General features: G+C 65.5%; 13 protein-coding genes. 6 read left to right on the top strand and 7 right to left on the bottom strand.

Annotation, left to right across the window (positions count from 1 at the left end; translation table 11 throughout):
• Positions 1–126 precede the first annotated feature (126 nt).
• The 4 genes from RUH75_RS20940 to RUH75_RS20925 are packed head-to-tail and all read left to right on the top strand — an operon-like array spanning position 127 to position 6,786.
• Entirely contained in the window at positions 127–915 is a 789-nt protein-coding gene (locus RUH75_RS20940; protein WP_313809131.1) for a transglutaminase family protein, read from the top strand.
• A gap of 60 nt (positions 916–975) precedes the next feature.
• Positions 976–1,824: a hypothetical protein gene (locus tag RUH75_RS20935; RefSeq protein WP_313809130.1), complete on the top strand. Its 849-nt coding sequence runs from the start codon at positions 976–978 to the stop codon at positions 1,822–1,824.
• A complete protein-coding gene (locus RUH75_RS20930) occupies positions 1,706–3,313 on the top strand; it encodes a DNA polymerase Y family protein (protein WP_313809132.1) in 1,608 nt (535 codons plus the stop codon). Before RUH75_RS20935 ends, RUH75_RS20930 begins: the two co-directional genes overlap by 119 nt.
• Entirely contained in the window at positions 3,310–6,786 is a 3,477-nt protein-coding gene (locus RUH75_RS20925; protein WP_313809129.1) for an error-prone DNA polymerase, read from the top strand. Before RUH75_RS20930 ends, RUH75_RS20925 begins: the two co-directional genes overlap by 4 nt.
• 199 nt (positions 6,787–6,985) lie before the next feature.
• Here RUH75_RS20925 and recA read toward each other — a convergent pair whose 3' ends face one another.
• From recA to dapA, 6 genes are all read right to left on the bottom strand, one after another.
• Positions 6,986–8,059, bottom strand: a complete 1,074-nt coding sequence (gene recA, locus RUH75_RS20920) for a recombinase RecA (protein ID WP_313809128.1) — start codon at positions 8,057–8,059, stop codon at positions 6,986–6,988.
• A gap of 99 nt (positions 8,060–8,158) precedes the next feature.
• A complete protein-coding gene (locus RUH75_RS20915; RefSeq protein ID WP_313809127.1) occupies positions 8,159–8,518 on the bottom strand; it encodes a response regulator in 360 nt (119 codons plus the stop codon).
• Between the two features lie 92 nt (positions 8,519–8,610).
• Positions 8,611–11,034 carry a response regulator gene (locus RUH75_RS20910; protein ID WP_313809126.1) on the bottom strand — a complete coding sequence of 808 codons (2,424 nt, stop codon included), beginning with the start codon at positions 11,032–11,034 and terminating at the stop codon, positions 8,611–8,613.
• A gap of 47 nt (positions 11,035–11,081) precedes the next feature.
• A complete protein-coding gene (locus RUH75_RS20905; RefSeq protein WP_313809125.1) occupies positions 11,082–11,690 on the bottom strand; it encodes a DUF2062 domain-containing protein in 609 nt (202 codons plus the stop codon).
• Entirely contained in the window at positions 11,690–12,172 is a 483-nt protein-coding gene (gene smpB, locus RUH75_RS20900) for an SsrA-binding protein SmpB (protein WP_313809124.1), read from the bottom strand. The genes RUH75_RS20905 and smpB overlap by 1 nt, the downstream gene beginning before the upstream one ends.
• A gap of 59 nt (positions 12,173–12,231) precedes the next feature.
• Complete coding sequence (dapA, locus tag RUH75_RS20895) at positions 12,232–13,110, bottom strand: 4-hydroxy-tetrahydrodipicolinate synthase (RefSeq protein ID WP_313809123.1); 879 nt, start codon at positions 13,108–13,110, stop codon at positions 12,232–12,234.
• Between the two features lie 171 nt (positions 13,111–13,281).
• On the opposite strand from dapA, the gene RUH75_RS20890 reads away from it, so the two are divergent.
• The gene (locus RUH75_RS20890; protein WP_313809122.1) at positions 13,282–15,318 is read left to right on the top strand and encodes a lytic transglycosylase domain-containing protein; all 2,037 of its coding nucleotides are present in this window, start codon (positions 13,282–13,284) and stop codon (positions 15,316–15,318) included.
• A 20-nt stretch (positions 15,319–15,338) separates the two neighbouring features.
• Positions 15,339–15,824, top strand: a complete 486-nt coding sequence (greB, locus tag RUH75_RS20885; protein WP_313809121.1) for a transcription elongation factor GreB — start codon at positions 15,339–15,341, stop codon at positions 15,822–15,824.
• 158 nt (positions 15,825–15,982) lie between these two features.
• Here greB and RUH75_RS20880 read toward each other — a convergent pair whose 3' ends face one another.
• A complete protein-coding gene (locus RUH75_RS20880; RefSeq protein WP_313809120.1) occupies positions 15,983–16,168 on the bottom strand; it encodes a hypothetical protein in 186 nt (61 codons plus the stop codon).
• Positions 16,169–16,430: the final 262 nt, after the last annotated feature.

The following is a 16,430-nucleotide window of genomic DNA, read 5'->3' as shown; positions in this document are numbered from 1 at the left end:
AACTGGGCTCCTGCCTTCGCAGGAGCACGTCACGCTTAATGACCAGTATTGGCCAGTACCGGCCTGCAATTCGGAACGACTGCCCTCTTCCCCGGTTCTAGCGCACGGCAACCGGAGCAAGCCGCCATGCGCATCGCCATCGAAACCGTGCTGGACTATGATTTCAGCGAACCTACGGACGCCCTCCTCACGCTGGAAGCGGCAGAACTGCCCGATCAGCATGTCCTCGAACAATCGCTGGAGATCAGTGGCGCCGGTCCGCTGACGACGCTGGGTGGCGGCAGCGATGTCGGCCGCCGCAACTGGACGCGCGCCGGGGCGGGACGCATGGTCGCCACCTATCGCGCTACAGTGGAAGTCGAGCGCAAGCGACCCGACCTGTTTCATCTCGCCCCGTCCCCCCTCCCCAGTCTGCCCAGGGACGTGCTGCCCTTCATCTGGCCCAGCCGCTATTGCGAGGCCGATCGCTTCGTCCCCTTCGTCAGCAACCATTTCGCAGGGCTGTCGGGCGGCGCGCTGGTGCAGGCGCTGATCATCTGGGTGCACGACAATATCCGCTATACGCCCGGCAGTTCCAACACGGCGACCAGCGCCGTCGACAGCTTCGTAGCGCAACAGGGCGTGTGCCGCGATCATGCGCATCTGACCGCCGCGCTGATCCGCTCATGCGACATTCCGGCCCGGCTGGTGTCGGTTTATGCGCCCGATCTGGAGCCGCCCGATTTCCATGCCGTGGTGGAGGTGTGGCTGGACGGCGCCTGGCATCTGGTGGACGCCACCGGCCTTGCCGGGGTCGAAACGATGGTGCGGATCGCCGTCGGCCGCGATGCCACCGATATAGCCTTCATGACGGTTTTCGGCACGACGACGATGAACCGCCAGTCGATCCATGTGACCCGCTTTGACGCGGGCTGATTGACAAGCACGCCCGACAGGATGAAAAGAACAAATAAGGAACAAATGCATGACCGAGTCGTGAAGACCCTCGCCGCGCTCAGACGGCATATCGAATCGCTGGAGGGTATTCCAGCCTCGCAGCCCTGTGCACGGGTGGAAACCGGCCATGCGGCGCTGGACCGGGCGCTGGACGGCGGACTGGCGCGAGGGCGGGTGCATGAATTTTTCGCCGCTCTGGAAGAGGAAGGGGCGGCGGCCGGTCTGGGCCTGATTTTCGCGCGGCTGGCAGCGGGGGAGGCTCCGCTGCTCTGGCTGCGGACAGTGGCAGCGGGGCGAGCGAGCGGTATGCCCTATGGTCCGGGCCTCGCGGCTTTGGGCGTCGATCCCGACCGGCTGGTGATCGGCGTGATGGCGGATGACGCCATGCTGTTGCGCGGGGCGGTGGATGCGTTGCGCTGCCCGGCCCTGGGGGCGCTGGTGGTGGAGCTGCGCGGACGGGCACCCTTGCTCGACCTGACGGCCAGCAGGCGGCTGGCACTGGCGGCAGAGGCGTCGGGCGTCACCGCCTTCCTGCTGCGGATGGGCGGCGATCCGGTGCCCAGCGCGGCGGATACACGCTGGCGGGTGGCGGCCGCGCCTTCGCTGCCCTTGCGGGGTAGCCGGCTGGGCCATGGGGGGCCGGGGATGAGCGCCTTCGACCTCAGCCTGTTGCGGCGACGGGCGGGACGGGATGGACTCAACTGGCGGCTCGTCTGGGACAATGGCCGGGGCATGTTTGAAGAGGATGGAGGTGGGCGCGATGAACGCCATGACCTTGAACAGGACGCCAGAGGACAGAAAGGCGGAGGACGCGATCGGCAACCGCCGCTATCTGGCGCTGTGGTTCCCGTTCCTGCCGATCGACCGGCTGCGGATCGCGCGGCCTGATCTCTGGGCGGCGCAGGGAGAGGGACCGGCAGTCGTCGTCGAACAGGTGCGCGGCGCGATGCGGCTGGCGACGCTGGACGCCGATGCTCTGGCGCTGGGCCTGACGCCCGGCATGACGCTGGCCGATGCCCGCGCGCGCGAGCCCGACCTGCGTGTGTTCGATGCCGATCCGCATGGCGATCAGGACTGGCTGGAACGGCTCTGCGATGGTTGCGCGCGCTACACCCCGATCGCGGCTCTCGATTCGCCCTTCGGCCTGATGCTCGACATCAGCGGTTGCGCGCATCTCTGGGGCGGGGAGGACATGCTGGCGCGCGAGGCGGCGGAACGGCTGGAGCGCCATGGCATGCGGGTGCGCCATGCCCTTGCCGGGACGGCGGAGGGCGCGCATGCGCTGTGCCGTTTCCCGGTCGGTGCTGCGGCGGATGAGGATGCGGCGCTACGACGCCTGCCGGTCGAGGCGCTGCGGCTGGAGGAGGACAGCGCGGTGGCGCTGCGTCGGGCGGGGCTTCGCACCGTGGGCGATCTGGCGGCGCGGCCGGCGGCGGTCCTGGCGGCGCGCTTCGGTGAGGAAGCGGTGGATGCGCTGCATAGCCTGCTCGGGCTGGGGCGGCGGCCGCTTGCACCGCGACGGCCGCGCCCTGCGATCCGGATCGAGCGGCGCTTTGCCGAACCGATGGGCAGCACGGCCTTTGCGCTCAGGACGCTGGAGGAGATGGCGACCGAGGCCGGCGAGCGCCTGAGCGAACGCGGCCAGGGCGGGCGCCGGTTCGAAGCGTTGTTCTTCCGCAGCGACGGCCTTGCCTTTCCGCTGCGGGTCGAAACCAGCCTGCCGGTGCGCGATGCGCCCGCGATCATGCGGCTGGTGCAGGAGCGGATCGATGCGCTGTCCGACCCGCTCGACCCCGGTTTCGGCTTCGACATGCTGCGCTTCACCGTGCCGCAGGCCGAACCGATGGCGCCGACGCAACTGGCGCTGGAAGGCGGTGAGGCACGCAGGCAGGAAAGCGTCGCGGCACTGGTCGACCGGCTGTCGATCCGGGCGGGGCGGACGCGCATCCAGCGGCTTCACCCCAATGACAGCCATATTCCCGAACAGGCCCAGCTTGCCCTGCCCGCGATGGAAAGCCGCGTGCCGGTGAACTGGCCGCAGCGGCAGGAAAGTGGCGATCCACCGATGCGCCCGATCCATCTGTTCGATCCGCCCCAGCCGATCGATGTGATCGCGGAGGTGCCCGATGGTCCGCCCCATCGTTTCCGCTGGCGGCGGGCCAGCCATGAAGTGACGCGCTATGAAGGCCCCGAACGCATCGCGCCCGAATGGTGGACGGCCAGGGACGGCGCGCTGGAGGGCGAGAGCGCGGGACTGACGCGGGATTATTATCGGGTCGAGGATGCGCGCGGCCGACGCTACTGGATTTTCCGTCACGGGCTGTACGGAACGGAAGCGGCGCATCCGGGCTGGTATATCCACGGCCTGTTCGCATGACGGCAGGGTGCAAATCGCCGCCCTTTGCCGAACTGGTCGCCGCAACCAATTTCTCCTTCCTGCGCGGCGCATCCCATGCGTCGGACATGGTGGCGCGCGCCATTGCTTTGGGCCTCACGGGCCTTGGCATTGCCGATCGCAACACGGTGGCCGGCGTGGTCCGCGCCCATGTCGCGCGCAAACGCTGGTCCGAACAGATGCGTGCCGCTCTGCTGGAAGCCCGCAAGGAAGCGGGCCGGCCGCTCAAACTGAGCGCGGAGGAGGAACGCGCCTGCCAGACCGACCTGCGGCTGATCGTCGGCGCGCGGCTGGTCTTTGTCGACGGCACGCCGGATATCGTGGCCTATCCGGCGACGCGGCGGGGATGGGGCGAACTCACCAAATTGCTGACCGTGGGCAATCTCCGCTCGGTGAAGGGCGACTGCATCCTGCGCTATGCGGATCTGACCGCCTATCTCGACGATCTGCTGCTGATCGTGATGCCCGGGTCCACCGCCACGGAGCAGACGGCGCATCGCAGGCCCGTGGACTATGATTATGACGACCGGCCGTCGAAGGAGGCGGTCCGGCAGGGGCATCTCAGCCTCGTCCCCCCGCTGCCTCCGGCCGATCTGGAAGCATTGCTGGTCCGCCTGTCGCGCCTTGCGCCGGGCCGGGTCTGGCTGGGCGCGGCGCTCCGGCGGGATGGGCGGGATGCGCGGCGGCTGACGGCGTTTCAGGCGCTCTCCACAGCGACGGGCGCGCCGTTGCTCGCGACCATGGATGCGCTCTATGCGACAGCGGCGCAGCGCCCCTTGCAGGATGTGCTGAGCTGCATCCGGGAAGGCACGACCATCGCCAAAGCAGGCCGGATGCTGGAGGCCAATGCCGAGCGGCATATCCATGGCGCGTCCGAAATGGCGCGGCTGTTCCGCGATTGCCCGCAGGCCGTGGCGGAAAGCCAGCGCTTCCTGGATCAGGTGCATTTCACGCTCGACCAGCTCGCCTATGAATATCCGCATGAACCGGTGCCGGAGGGGTGGACCGCGCAGCAATGGCTGGAGGAGCTGACATGGTCCGCCGCCCATGCCCGCTATGGTCCGCGCATTCCCGCGCGCGTGCGCGAGTTGCTTGCCCAGGAATTCGACCTGATCGGCAAGCGCAACTATGCCTATTATTTCCTGACCGTGCACGACATCGTCGCCTTTGCCCGCAGCAAGGGAATCCTCTGTCAGGGACGCGGATCGGCGGCCAACAGCATGGTCTGCTTCCTGCTGGGCGTGACCTCCGTCGATCCGCAACGCCACGACCTGCTCTTTTCCCGCTTCGTGTCGGAGGAGCGCAACGAACCGCCCGACATCGACGTCGATTTCGAGCATGAGCGGCGCGAAGAGGTGATGCAATATATCTATGAGCGCTATGGCCGTCATCGCGCGGGGATCGCCGCGACGGTCATCCATTACCGCTCGCGCAGCGCGGTGCGGGAAGCGGCAAAAGTGCTGGGCCTTAGCGACGATATCGCCACGCGCCTCTCCGGCACGGTTTGGGGCAGCCATTCCGGCGACATGGGCGATGCGCGGATCGTGGAGGCGGGCTTTGCGCTCGACAATCCTCAGATCGTGCAGTTGAAGGCGATCATCAACCAGTTGCTGCGCCAGCCTTTCCCGCGCCATCTGTCGCAGCATGTCGGCGGTTTCGTGCTGACCCAGAACCGGCTCGACGAGACGGTGCCGCTGCATCATGCGGCGATGGAGGATCGCAGCTTCATCGAATGGGACAAGGATGACATCGACGCCCTCGGCCTGATGAAGGTCGACGTGCTGGCGCTGGGGATGCTCAGCTGCATCCGCAAGGCGTTCGACCTGATGCGCGAACAGGGGCTGGGCGACCACCAGCTGACGGTCGATATGGAGGCGGAGGATGCAGCCGTCTACGACATGCTGTGCAGCGGCGACAGCATCGGCGTGTTCCAGGTGGAGAGCCGGGCGCAGATCAACATGCTGCCGCGCCTGAAACCGCGTACGCTTTACGACCTCACCATCCAGGTGGCGATCGTGCGGCCGGGTCCGATCGAGGGCGATATGGTCCATCCCTATTTGCGGCGGCGTTGCGGGGAGGAGAAAGTGGTCTATCCTTCTCCCGCCCCGGAACATGGCCCGAAGGACGAGCTGGAAAAAATCCTCGACAAGACCAAGGGCGTGCCGCTGTTTCAGGAACAGGCGATGCGGCTGGCCATTGTGGCAGCCCGGTTCAGCGATGTGGAGGCCAATCAGCTGCGCCGTGCCATGGCGACCTTCCGCAATGTCGGCACCATCCATCATTTCCGGGAGAAGATGGTCAAGGGCATGGTGCGGCGCGGCTATGAGCCGGAGTTCGCCCAGCGCTGCTTCAGGCAGATCGAGGGTTTCGGCAGCTACGGTTTCCCGGAAAGCCACGCGCTGTCCTTCGCGCGGCTGGTCTATATCTCGGCCTGGATCAAATGCCATCAGCCTGCGGTGTTCGCCTGCGCGCTGCTCAATTCGCAGCCCATGGGCTTTTACGCGCCGGCGCAGATCGTGCGCGATGCGCGGGACCATGGCGTGACCGTGCATGACGCCGATGTGAATATGAGCGGGTGGGACAATGCGCTCGAACCGCTGTTGCGTTCACGCAACGGCAGGCGGGGCGAGGGGGAAGGACGCGCTTTGGCGCTGCGGCTGGGATTGCGGCAGATCGACGGCTTTCGCGAGGATTGGGCGAAGCAGCTGGGCGCGGCGCGGACGGAGGGCATGTTTGCCACCATGGAGGATCTGGCGCGGCGGGCGGCGCTGCCGGCGCGGGCCTTGCGCCTGCTGGCGGATGCCGATGCCTGCCGGTCGCTGGGGCAGGACCGCCGGACCGCCTTGTGGGAGGCGCGGCGAACGCCTTCGGATGAGCTGCCCCTGTTCGCTGCCGCCCGATTGCGCGACAGTCAGGCGCGCGAGTTAGGGGAGGAGCCGGATGCGATGTTGCCCGCCATGCCGCTGTCGGAACATGTCGAGGCCGATTATCTGGTGACGCGCCTGTCGCTCAAGGGGCATCCGATGCAGTTCCTGCGCCCGGTCTTTGCCGCCGAGGGCGCGCTGAGTTGTGCCGAAATCACCGCCGCCAAAAATGGCGCGCGGGTGAAGACGGCAGGCGTCGTGCTGGTGCGGCAGCGACCGGGCAAGGGCAATGCCGTCTTCATCACCATCGAGGATGAAACGGGCATCACCAATATCCTGCTCTGGGCGCGGCTGTTCGAAAGGCAGCGGCGGCCGGTCATGGCCTCCCGGCTGATGCTGGTCGAGGGTGAGGTTCAGCGCAGCAAGGAGGGCGTCGTGCATCTGATGGCTACCCAGGTGCATGACCGGACGGCGGAACTGGCCCGGCTTTCACAATCACCGGGAGAAGAGCCGAACCGGATGCCGCATGCGCGGGCTTCGGGGCATCCGCGCAATGTCAGGATCTTGCCGCAATCGCGGGATTTTCATTGATGATGGCTGATTGGCCATCACAGAACTCCCGTCCCGTAAACGGGAGGGGGAATGATCGCAATCCACCCAAAATCCATCCCCAACGGTAAAAGGCCCGCCGCACCAGTCGCGCAGCGGGCCTTTTCGGTGCGTGAAGCAGCAGGCGGGCAGTGCCGCGCTGAGGCTTTCCGGTTGATCTGGCCAGAAAGCCTGTCAGCGCTTATTCGCCATCATCCTCCGCTTCGGGTCCGGTCATCATCCCTTCGGCGACTTCTTCCGTCTTGCCGCGGATCGCTTTCTCCAGCTTGTCCGCCAGTTCAGGATGCTCTTTCAAATAGGTCTTGGCATTCTCGCGACCCTGACCGATGCGGATCGAGTCATAGGAGAACCAGGCGCCCGACTTCTCGACCAGTCCGGCCTTCACGCCGATGTCGAGCAATTCGCCGATCTTGGACACGCCCTCGCCATACATGATGTCGAATTCGACCTGCTTGAAGGGCGGAGCGACCTTGTTCTTGACCACCTTTACCCGGGTCGCATTGCCGACGATATCCTCGCGGTCCTTGATCTGACCGGTGCGGCGGATGTCGAGGCGTACCGAAGCGTAGAATTTGAGCGCATTGCCGCCGGTCGTCGTTTCGGGGTTACCATACATGACGCCGATCTTCATGCGGACCTGATTGATGAAGATCACCAGACAGCGCGAGCGCGAGATGGAGCCGGTCAGCTTGCGCAGCGCCTGACTCATCAGACGGGCTTGCAGGCCGACATGGCTGTCGCCCATTTCGCCCTCGATTTCCGCGCGCGGCACCAGCGCGGCGACCGAGTCAATCACCAGCACGTCGATCGCGTTCGACCGCACCAGCGTGTCAACGATCTCCAGCGCCTGTTCGCCGGTGTCGGGCTGCGACACGATCAGTTCGTCAATGTCGACGCCCAGCTTCTTGGCATAAACCGGGTCGAGCGCATGTTCCGCGTCGACAAAGGCCGCAATGCCGCCAGTCTTCTGCGCTTCGGCAATGGCATGCAGCGCCAGCGTGGTCTTGCCCGAGCTTTCCGGGCCGTAAATCTCGACGATGCGCCCGCGCGGCAGGCCGCCAATGCCAAGCGCGATGTCCAGCCCCAGCGATCCGGTCGAAATCGCCTCGATCTCGATCTTCTCGCGGCTGCCCAGCTTCATCGCCGAACCTTTGCCAAAGGCACGGTCGATCTGGGAAAGGGCCGCTTCCAATGCTTTCTGTCTGTCCATTGTCCCTGTCTTCTTGGAATCGATGAGTGAGAGCATTGCTGTCATCGGCCTATCCCCTGTCAAGCGGAACACGCCGATTTATGTGGCGCGTGGCCACCATGTATCCTGTTTGTTCTTATGGAACAAGAGGGGAACGGAATTTTCTTATCCCGCCCCCAAAGCCTTGTTCAACGCGCGCTCGACCGCGCCGATGGTAAAGGGCTTGGCCAATGTCGGCCTGTCCGCGTGGCCGGTCGGCAAATCATCCGCCATGCCGCCCGTTGCGAACACGAAGGGGATGCCGCTTTCCGCCAATATATCCGCGACCGGCCAGCTTTTCTCGCCATGCAGATTGCAGTCGAGCAACGCCGCGTCGAACCCGCCCTCGCGCGCTTTGGCGCAAGCCTCATCGACCGATTCGGCAATGGCGTGCAACCGGTATCCCAGCGTATCGAGATAATCTTCCAGCATCATGCCGATCATTGCTTCATCCTCGACGATCAGGATGGTCTTGCCGTCAGACATGCTTGCAGTCCCCAGTCTTGCCCCACGCCACCCTAAGCGCGACAGGCTGCCCAGCATAATCGCCGGAACGCGGAGAAGTTCATTCCCCAAATTCATCCGGACGCGGGCCGCATCGCCAGTGCATCCCGCGCCGCTTCCGCCAACTGACTGACGGAAAAGGGTTTTGGCAGGAAGGCCACATTGGCGATGTCGATCGATTTGCGCAACTGTTCCTCGGCATAGCCCGACATGAACAGCACCGGCAGGTCGGGATGACTGGCCCGTGCCCGCGCCACCATGGCGGGGCCGTCCATGTTGGGCATCACCACGTCGGATATCAGCAGGTCGATCTTCTCATCGCCATTGAGCACTTCCAGCCCCTGCTCGCCATCATTGGCGGTCAGCACCTTATAGCCCTGACGCGTCAGTGCCCGCTCGGCGACGGCACGCACCATATCCTCATCCTCGACCAACAGCACCGTGCCCGTGCCCCAGATTTCGGCGCGGCGGACGGGCGCCTTGGGCTGGGCGGCCTGTTCGGCATCGGCACCCTGATAGACCGGCAGATAGATGACGAAGCTTGCCCCACGCCCCAGTTCGGACTCGGCGAAGATGAAGCCGCCCGACTGCTTGACGATGCCATAGACCGTGGAAAGACCAAGGCCGGTGCCCTTGCCCAGTTCCTTTGTGGTGAAGAAGGGCTCAAAGATTTTCGAGAGAATATCGGGCGGGATGCCCAGCCCCGTGTCAGACACCCGCACCGCCGTATAGTCGGCCGGCGGCAATATGTCCTGCCGCATCTCCCGCACCTTGGCGGCGGGCACGCCATAGGTCTGGATGTTGAGCGTGCCCCCTTCCGGCATGGCGTCGCGCGCATTGACGGCGAGGTTGACGATCACCTGTTCCAGCTGGCCGGGGTCGGCGCGCACCGCGCCCAGATTGCGGCCGTGGCTGACCTCCAGCTTCACGCTCTCGCCCAGCAGGCGCTTCAGCAGGTTGGAGACGTCCGCGACGATATCAGGCAATTGCAATATCTGCGGCCGCAGCGTCTGCTGGCGCGAGAAGGCAAGCAACTGCCGGGTCAGCCCCGCCGCGCGGTTGCTGTTCGACTTGATCTGCTGGATATCGTCGTAGTCGCTGTCGCCCGGCGTATGGCGCATCAGCATCAGGTCGCAATGGCCGATGATCGCGGTCAGGATGTTGTTGAAGTCATGCGCGACGCCGCCCGCGAGCTGGCCGATCGCCTGCATCTTCGTCGCCTGCGCCACCTGCCGCTTGAGCTTGCTCTCCTCGCTATTGTCCTTGAGCGAAAGCAGCACCGCCGCCTCGCCCAGCCCGCGCACACCCGCCAGGCTGAGCGCGATCGGCTCGTCGGGCTGCTCGCGCATCCGCACGGCCACGTCGCCTGACATTTGCGGCCCCACGGCAAAGCGCCGCACGGCGTCGGCCACCGCCGCCTGATCCTCCCGCACCACCAGATCGCCCGGATAGCTGGGCTTCTCGGCTTCCTTGAGGCCGGCCGCCCGCGAAAAGGCCTTGTTGAGGAACAGCACCCGTCCGTCGCGATCCGCCATGGCCAGGCCGAAGGGCAGCAACGACAACAGGGTTTCGATATAGGAGAGTGCCGATGTCCCGCCCGCATTGCCCGCCGGCTCGTCGATCAGCAGCAGCAGCATCGGCCCGTCCTGCGCGCCCGATTGACCGACGGATTGGGTCGCGCGCTTCAAGGGCACCTGCAACAACCGCAACGGGATACCGCCCGATTCCTCGCGCGCCAGGAACAGACGGGCCTTGTCGTCCACGCGCATATGGGCGGCGAAATCGCGGCCGGTGATATTCGCGTCGATCCGCCCGGCGGCGCGCAACAGAAAGGCGCCATTGGCCGCCCGGATGCGCCCTTCGCCGCCGATCATCACCGCCATGATGCCCGCTTCGCCCAGCTGCCGCCCGGCCTCTCCCGTCAGCAGGCGATGGACGTCGTCCAGCGCGCTCGGCTGGCGCACCGGACTGAACCGCCAGAGCAGATAATCCTCCGACCGCCCCGTGCGGCCGATAAAGGCGTCCAGCCGCAGCGCGCCCTGCACGATCCCCTCGACGCGCGCCTCGCCATCGCGCCAGGCAGCGCGGGCAGCATTGGCCAGAGTATCGGCCAGGGCGGCGTCGGACGTGATATGGGGCGGCGTCGGAAAGCCGGGAAACCACTCCCCGAACAGGTCGCTGGCGCAGACCAGCCGTCCCCCGCGATCGGTGACGGCGATCGCCATGTTGGAAGCATCCGCCGCGGCCCGCGCGACCGTCCAGTCAGGCACGGCTTCGCCCGCGGCCACCTGCTCAGGATAGAGTGTGCGATACCAGCCGAGCAGCGCCGCTCCGGCCAGCACCGCCGCGCCGAAACCCGCGCCCAGCGCCCAGTTTCCCGCGGCATAGACCACCAGCCCGGTGGACATCAGGGCCAGCAGAAGCAGCAAAGGCAGGGCCAGAGGCGACGACCGGTCAGCCGCCCAAGCGTCTCCATCCCTGATCACACGCGCGGACACAGCCGGCTATCCCCCTGCATTCACAATGGACTTGGCTCGCCAATCCGTCAGGCGGAGGCGATTTCCTCCAATGCGCTGCTTTGGCGTGCCTTGCCAATCCTCAATTTGCGCGCATGCCATTTCCGGCCCATGCGATGGCGCCAGATCCAGTCGGCGAGGAAGTAACCGACCACCGCGAAAGCCAGGGAAATCAGCGCCAGTCCCAGCAGCATCGCCGGTGCCGCCTCGGAAAAAAGCCAGGCGCACCAGTCGCGGATCGAGGCATGTTTGTCGACCAGCGCCATGAAGCCCGACGCATCAGCCGTCCGCCCGAGCATCCAGTTGCCCATATAGACCGACGCCATCAGGAACAGCGGCGTCGTCGCCGGGTTGGAAAGAAAGGTCATCGCCGCCGCCAGCGGGATATTCGCCCGGAACGGCAGCGCCAGCAGCGCCGCGCCCGCGATCTGTACGCCGGGGATCAGCAGGAAGATGCCGACCAGCAGCCCCAGCGCCACACCGCGCGGCACCGACCGCCGGGTGAAGCGCCACAGCGACGGCTCCAGCACGCGATGCGCCACCGGGGCCAGGAAGCGGTTGTTTTCCAGTGACTCGCGGGTGGGGGCATTGGCGTGCCACCAGCGGGAGAGCCTCCCCATCCCCTTCTTGGCGCCCATCAGCGATGCGCCTTCATGATGCGCTGCTGATCGCGCTTCCAGTCGCGTTCCTTGATCGTGTCGCGCTTGTCATGGGTCTTCTTGCCCTTGGCCAGCGCCAGCTCGACCTTCGCCTTGCCCCGGCTGTTGAAATAGATGGACAGCGGCACCAGCGTCATGCCCTTGCGCTCCACCGCGCCGTGCATGCGGGCGATCTCCCGCTCATGCAGCAGCAGCTTGCGAGGGCGTTTCGGCTCATGATTGAAACGGTTGCCATGGCTGAATTCGGGGATGTTGCTGTTGACCAGCCACACCTGCTCGCCCTTCACCTCGGCATAGCTTTCCGCGATATTGCCTTCGCCAAAGCGCAGCGATTTAACCTCCGTGCCCTGCAGGGCGATGCCCGCCTCGAACACATCCTCCAGGAAATATTCAAAACGCGCGCGCCGGTTCTCGGCGACGATCTTCTTCTTGTCGAACAGTTCGGGGCGGGGGCGTGCCATGAATTTCCATCTAAACTTTCGTGCTTGTCGTCTACGCCCGATATGGGGTCGGCGTGGCGTTACACCAGTCCCGCAATCTCCAAAGCCCGGTCGACCGCCGCGCGGCTCGATTCCGACGGCCAGGTGATCGGCAGGCGGACATCGCCGGGCATGTCGGGCCGGACGCGCGTAAGGGCATATTTAACCGGGCCGGGTGAAGAATCGCTGAACAGGGCATCATGCAGGGGGTAAAGACGATCCTGGAGCGCCAGGGCACCATCCCAATCACCCGACGCCATCGCCTTCTGGAAATCGGCGCAGAGGCGCGGCGCGACATTGGCCGTGACCGAGATGCAGCCCTTCCCCCCCATCGCATTGAATCCCAGCGCCGTCTCGTCATTGCCCGAAAGCTGACAGAAATCGGGCCGGCAGGCGAGCCGCTGTGCGCTGACCCGCCCCAGATTCCCGGTGGCGTCCTTGATGCCGACGATGGTCTGATATTCTTCCGACAGACGGTGGATCACCGGCACCCCGATGTCGGTGATGGTGCGGCTGGGCACATTATACAGTACGATGGGCAGGTCGCAGCGCTCTGCCAGCCAGGCGAAATGCTGGTAGACGCCCTCCTGATTGGGCTTGTTGTAATAGGGCGCGACCACCAGAGCGGCATCGGCGCCCGCCGCCTGCGCCGCGAACATATGCTCCAGCGCTATCGCCGTGTCGTTGGAGCCGCAGCCCGCGATCACCGGCACCCGGCCTGCCGCCTGATCGACGCAGATGGCGATCACGCGATTATGTTCCTCGACCGTCATGGTCGCGCTTTCGCCCGTGGTGCCGCAGGGAACCAGAGCACTGCTGCCTTCCTCGATCTGCCAGTCGACAAAGGCGCGGAAAGCCGCCTCATCCACCGCCCCGTTGCGGAAGGGCGTGATCAGCGCCGGAATCGACCCGGAAAACATGGCAAACAAACTCCTTCAATTCACCGGGATTCCGGGGCATCATAGCGTCAAATACGCGAACGGCGCGCTATAGCGCGTCATTCACGGCCTGATAAGGATGCATTTGCGATTATGTCTAGTAGGCTGTCGCCCTTCCATCTTGAAACTAGCCCGGAAGCCCTCACGGTTCGTATGCCCCTGATTGCCCTTTTGCTTTTCACCGCCGGCGCCAGCGCCCAGACGGAAACCCCCGCCCTCCGGCCCGCCGCGGCCTATCCGCCGGGCGCCGTGGTGCAGTCGCTTCCCCGCTCCACGGAGCCGAGTCCCTGGCAGCAGGCGCAGAGCCGAATCGGCATGGCGACCGATCCGTCGATCTCCGGCACGATCAGCCAGTGGCGCGCGCTCCAGCAGAGCGACGCGCTGGGCTTTTCCACCTATGCCAGCTTCATCATGGCGAACCCCGGCTGGCCGGGCGAGGACCGGATGCGGCGGCTGGCGGAAACGGGGATCAATCCGGGCAGCTATGATCCGGGGCAGGTCATCGCCTTCTTCACCCGCTTCCCGCCGCGCACCGCCACCGGCAATGCGCGTCATGCGCTGGCGCTGATGCAGCTTGGCCGCATGGGCGAAGCGCGGATCGCCGCGCGCAATGCCTGGATCGGCGGATCGCTCTCGCCCGATGACGAGGCGCGGCTGCTCTCGCTGTTCGGTTCGGGCTGGACTTCGGTTGAACATGATCTGCGCGCCGACGCCTTGCTGTGGAAGGGCGATATCATGGGCGCGCAGCGCATGCTGGCCTATGTCTCGCCCGCCCGCCGCCCGGTCTATGACGCACGCATCGCCTTCCGCCAGAAAGCGCCCGATGCCGCGATGAAGATGCAGCTGGCCGAAGCGGTCGGCGCCTCCGACGCGGGCTTCGTCGCGGACAAGGCGACCTGGATGCTGAATACCGGCAACTGGATTGCCGGCCGCCAATATCTTGCCAACCGCCCGGCGCTGACCTTCCGGCCGGGCGACGCGGAGAAATGGTATGAGGTGCTGCTCACGCAAGCGCGCGCCGCCGCGAATGACAGCCAGTGGAGCTTCGCCTATGGCATCGCGAGCAAGCTGGACGACGCCTATCTGCCCGGCACCGACGTCAACACGCGGCCCATTGGCGAGCGCGACGATTATACCAGCCTCGCCTGGCTGGCCGGATCGACGGCCTTCTACAATCTGAGCAGGCCGGCCGATGCGGTGGAGCTGTTCCGCCGCTACGCCACCGCCGCCAGATCGCCGCAGACCCAGTCCAAGGGCTTCTACTGGGCCGGCCGCGCCGCGCTCCAGGCGGGGGATGCCGCGAGCGCCAACAGCTATTTCGCCCGCGCCGCCGTCTTCCCGGATCAATTTTACGGCCAGCTCGCGCTGGAACGCCTCGGCCGCCCCATCCCGGCGCCCGCCATCGTCGAACGCCCGGTGGAAATCTCCGCCAGCGAACGCACGGCCTTCGCCAGCCGTTCCGTCGTCCGCGCGGTCAAGGCGCTGGGCGAAATGGGCTATTGGGAGGACCAGAGCAAATTCGCCCGCGCCATCGCCAATAATGCCGACAGCGACGCCGACCATTATCTGGCGGTCGAACTCGCCAAGAGCATCGGCCGCCCCGACATGGGCGTGATGGTCGGCCGCCGCGCGGTGTCGAGTGGCCTCACCGGCTATGGCGAAAGCGCTTTCCCGCGCGTCCCCGTCCCTTCGGAAGCGCAATATAACTGGACCATGGTGCACGCCATCGCCCGGCAGGAAAGCCAGTTCGACCGGCAGATCGTCAGCCATGCGGGCGCCCGCGGCCTGATGCAGCTGATGCCCGGCACGGCGCGCGAACAGGCAGGGAAGCTGGGGATGAGCTATGATGCCAGCTCGCTCAATGACCCCAGCTACAACATCATGCTGGGCTCGGCCTATTTCCAGCGGATGCTCGATTATTATGGCGGCAGTTATCCGCTGGCGGTGGCGGCCTATAATGCGGGGCCGGGCAATGTGAACCGCTGGATCAGCGCCAATGGCGACCCGCGCCTGCCGGGCGCCGACATGCTGCGCTGGATCGAGCAGATCCCGCTGTTCGAAACGCGCAACTATGTGCAGCGCGTGCTGGAAAATGCCGTGGTGTACGAGGCGATGAACCCGCAGCGCGCCCGCTTCCGGGGAACCACGACGCCGCTGTCCAAATATCTCGGCAAGCAGACACCGGGTTGAATGTGGGTTATGGGCGGGGCATGAGCACCGCCTATCCCAATTACATCACGCCCGAAGGCTTTGCGAAACTGCGCGCCGAATATGACCAGCTGCTGGGCGTCGAGCGCCCGAAGATCGTCGAGGTGGTGAGCTGGGCGGCGGGCAATGGCGACCGCAGCGAAAATGGCGACTATCTTTACGGCCGCAAGCGCATGCGCGAGATTGACGGGCAATTGAAACGCCTGTCGCGCAAGATGAAGGACGCCAAGGTCGTGGACCCGCGCCAGCAGCCCGACAAGAGCAAGGTCTATTTCGGCGCCACCGTCACCATCGCGGACGAGGATGACAACCGCCGCACCGTCACCCTGGTCGGCAATGACGAAACCGAAGCCGGCGCCGGCCGCATCGGCTGGAGCACGCCCATCGCCCGCGCCCTGCGCGGCGCCGCGGCGGGGGACCTGCGCCGCGTGATGTTGCCGGCGGGGGAAAAGGAATATGAGGTGATAGCGATCCGCTATCCGGAGTGAGGGTTCGCCATCCAACCCATCGTCACCCCGGACTTGATCCGGGGTCCCGCTTTCTTTCTTCCGTCCGCGCCTGGCCCAAGGCAGCGGGACCCCGGGTCAAGCCCGGGGTGACGGTAGAGAATGGCAGAAATCCCCGCATTCCTGGCAGTTGAAGCTCCCTATTCCTGCGGTCGCAATATCACGTTGAGCCGCTCCATCACCTCGGCGATCGGCTCGATCACCGTCACGCTGCGCCCTTCCCCGAAGCGGATGCGGGTGCCATCGGTGACTGACGAAACGAAGGTAACCTGCGCGGCATTGACGGCGGTTTCGGTCCGATCGGCGCCCACGAACATGACAAGCATGCATCTCTCCTTCTTTTTGGAAGGCGAGCCTAACCCGTTTTCTGCCGGACACCAGCCCTTTTCCCGTTTAGGGTGTGTGGGAATTCAGTTCAGGGTGAGGCGAAAATGGGATTTCGAGAACCGGCGCGCAGCGACCTTACGGGTCGTAAGCACCGGAAGCGCAGAAAGCCGGCATTTGCAGCCCATCATGGGCTGAATCCCCACATATCCTAGTCACCTGGAACTGAAGTAGGTTATATTGTAGAGTGCTGCCGTCTGAACG

The organism is Sphingobium sp. (genome assembly GCF_032153725.1).
In the GTDB taxonomy this organism is placed as follows: domain Bacteria; phylum Pseudomonadota; class Alphaproteobacteria; order Sphingomonadales; family Sphingomonadaceae; genus Sphingobium.
The sequence above is the reverse complement of the archived record's forward strand: the minus strand, read 5'-3'. Positions and strand labels throughout refer to the sequence as shown.

Bases quoted from the DNA above. Each gene is read 5' to 3' on its own strand.
- RUH75_RS20940 (WP_313809131.1), top strand. From the start codon at position 127: ATGCGCATCGCCATCGAAACCGTGCTGGACTATGATTTCAGCGAACCT.
- RUH75_RS20930 (WP_313809132.1), top strand. From the start codon at position 1,706: ATGACCTTGAACAGGACGCCAGAGGACAGAAAGGCGGAGGACGCGATC.
- RUH75_RS20925 (WP_313809129.1), top strand. From the start codon at position 3,310: ATGACGGCAGGGTGCAAATCGCCGCCCTTTGCCGAACTGGTCGCCGCA.
- recA (WP_313809128.1), bottom strand. From the start codon at position 8,059: ATGACAGCAATGCTCTCACTCATCGATTCCAAGAAGACAGGGACAATG.
- RUH75_RS20915 (WP_313809127.1), bottom strand. From the start codon at position 8,518: ATGTCTGACGGCAAGACCATCCTGATCGTCGAGGATGAAGCAATGATC.
- RUH75_RS20905 (WP_313809125.1), bottom strand. From the start codon at position 11,690: ATGGGCGCCAAGAAGGGGATGGGGAGGCTCTCCCGCTGGTGGCACGCC.
- smpB (WP_313809124.1), bottom strand. From the start codon at position 12,172: ATGGCACGCCCCCGCCCCGAACTGTTCGACAAGAAGAAGATCGTCGCC.
- dapA (WP_313809123.1), bottom strand. From the start codon at position 13,110: ATGTTTTCCGGGTCGATTCCGGCGCTGATCACGCCCTTCCGCAACGGG.
- RUH75_RS20890 (WP_313809122.1), top strand. From the start codon at position 13,282: ATGCCCCTGATTGCCCTTTTGCTTTTCACCGCCGGCGCCAGCGCCCAG.
- greB (WP_313809121.1), top strand. From the start codon at position 15,339: ATGAGCACCGCCTATCCCAATTACATCACGCCCGAAGGCTTTGCGAAA.
- RUH75_RS20880 (WP_313809120.1), bottom strand. From the start codon at position 16,168: ATGCTTGTCATGTTCGTGGGCGCCGATCGGACCGAAACCGCCGTCAAT.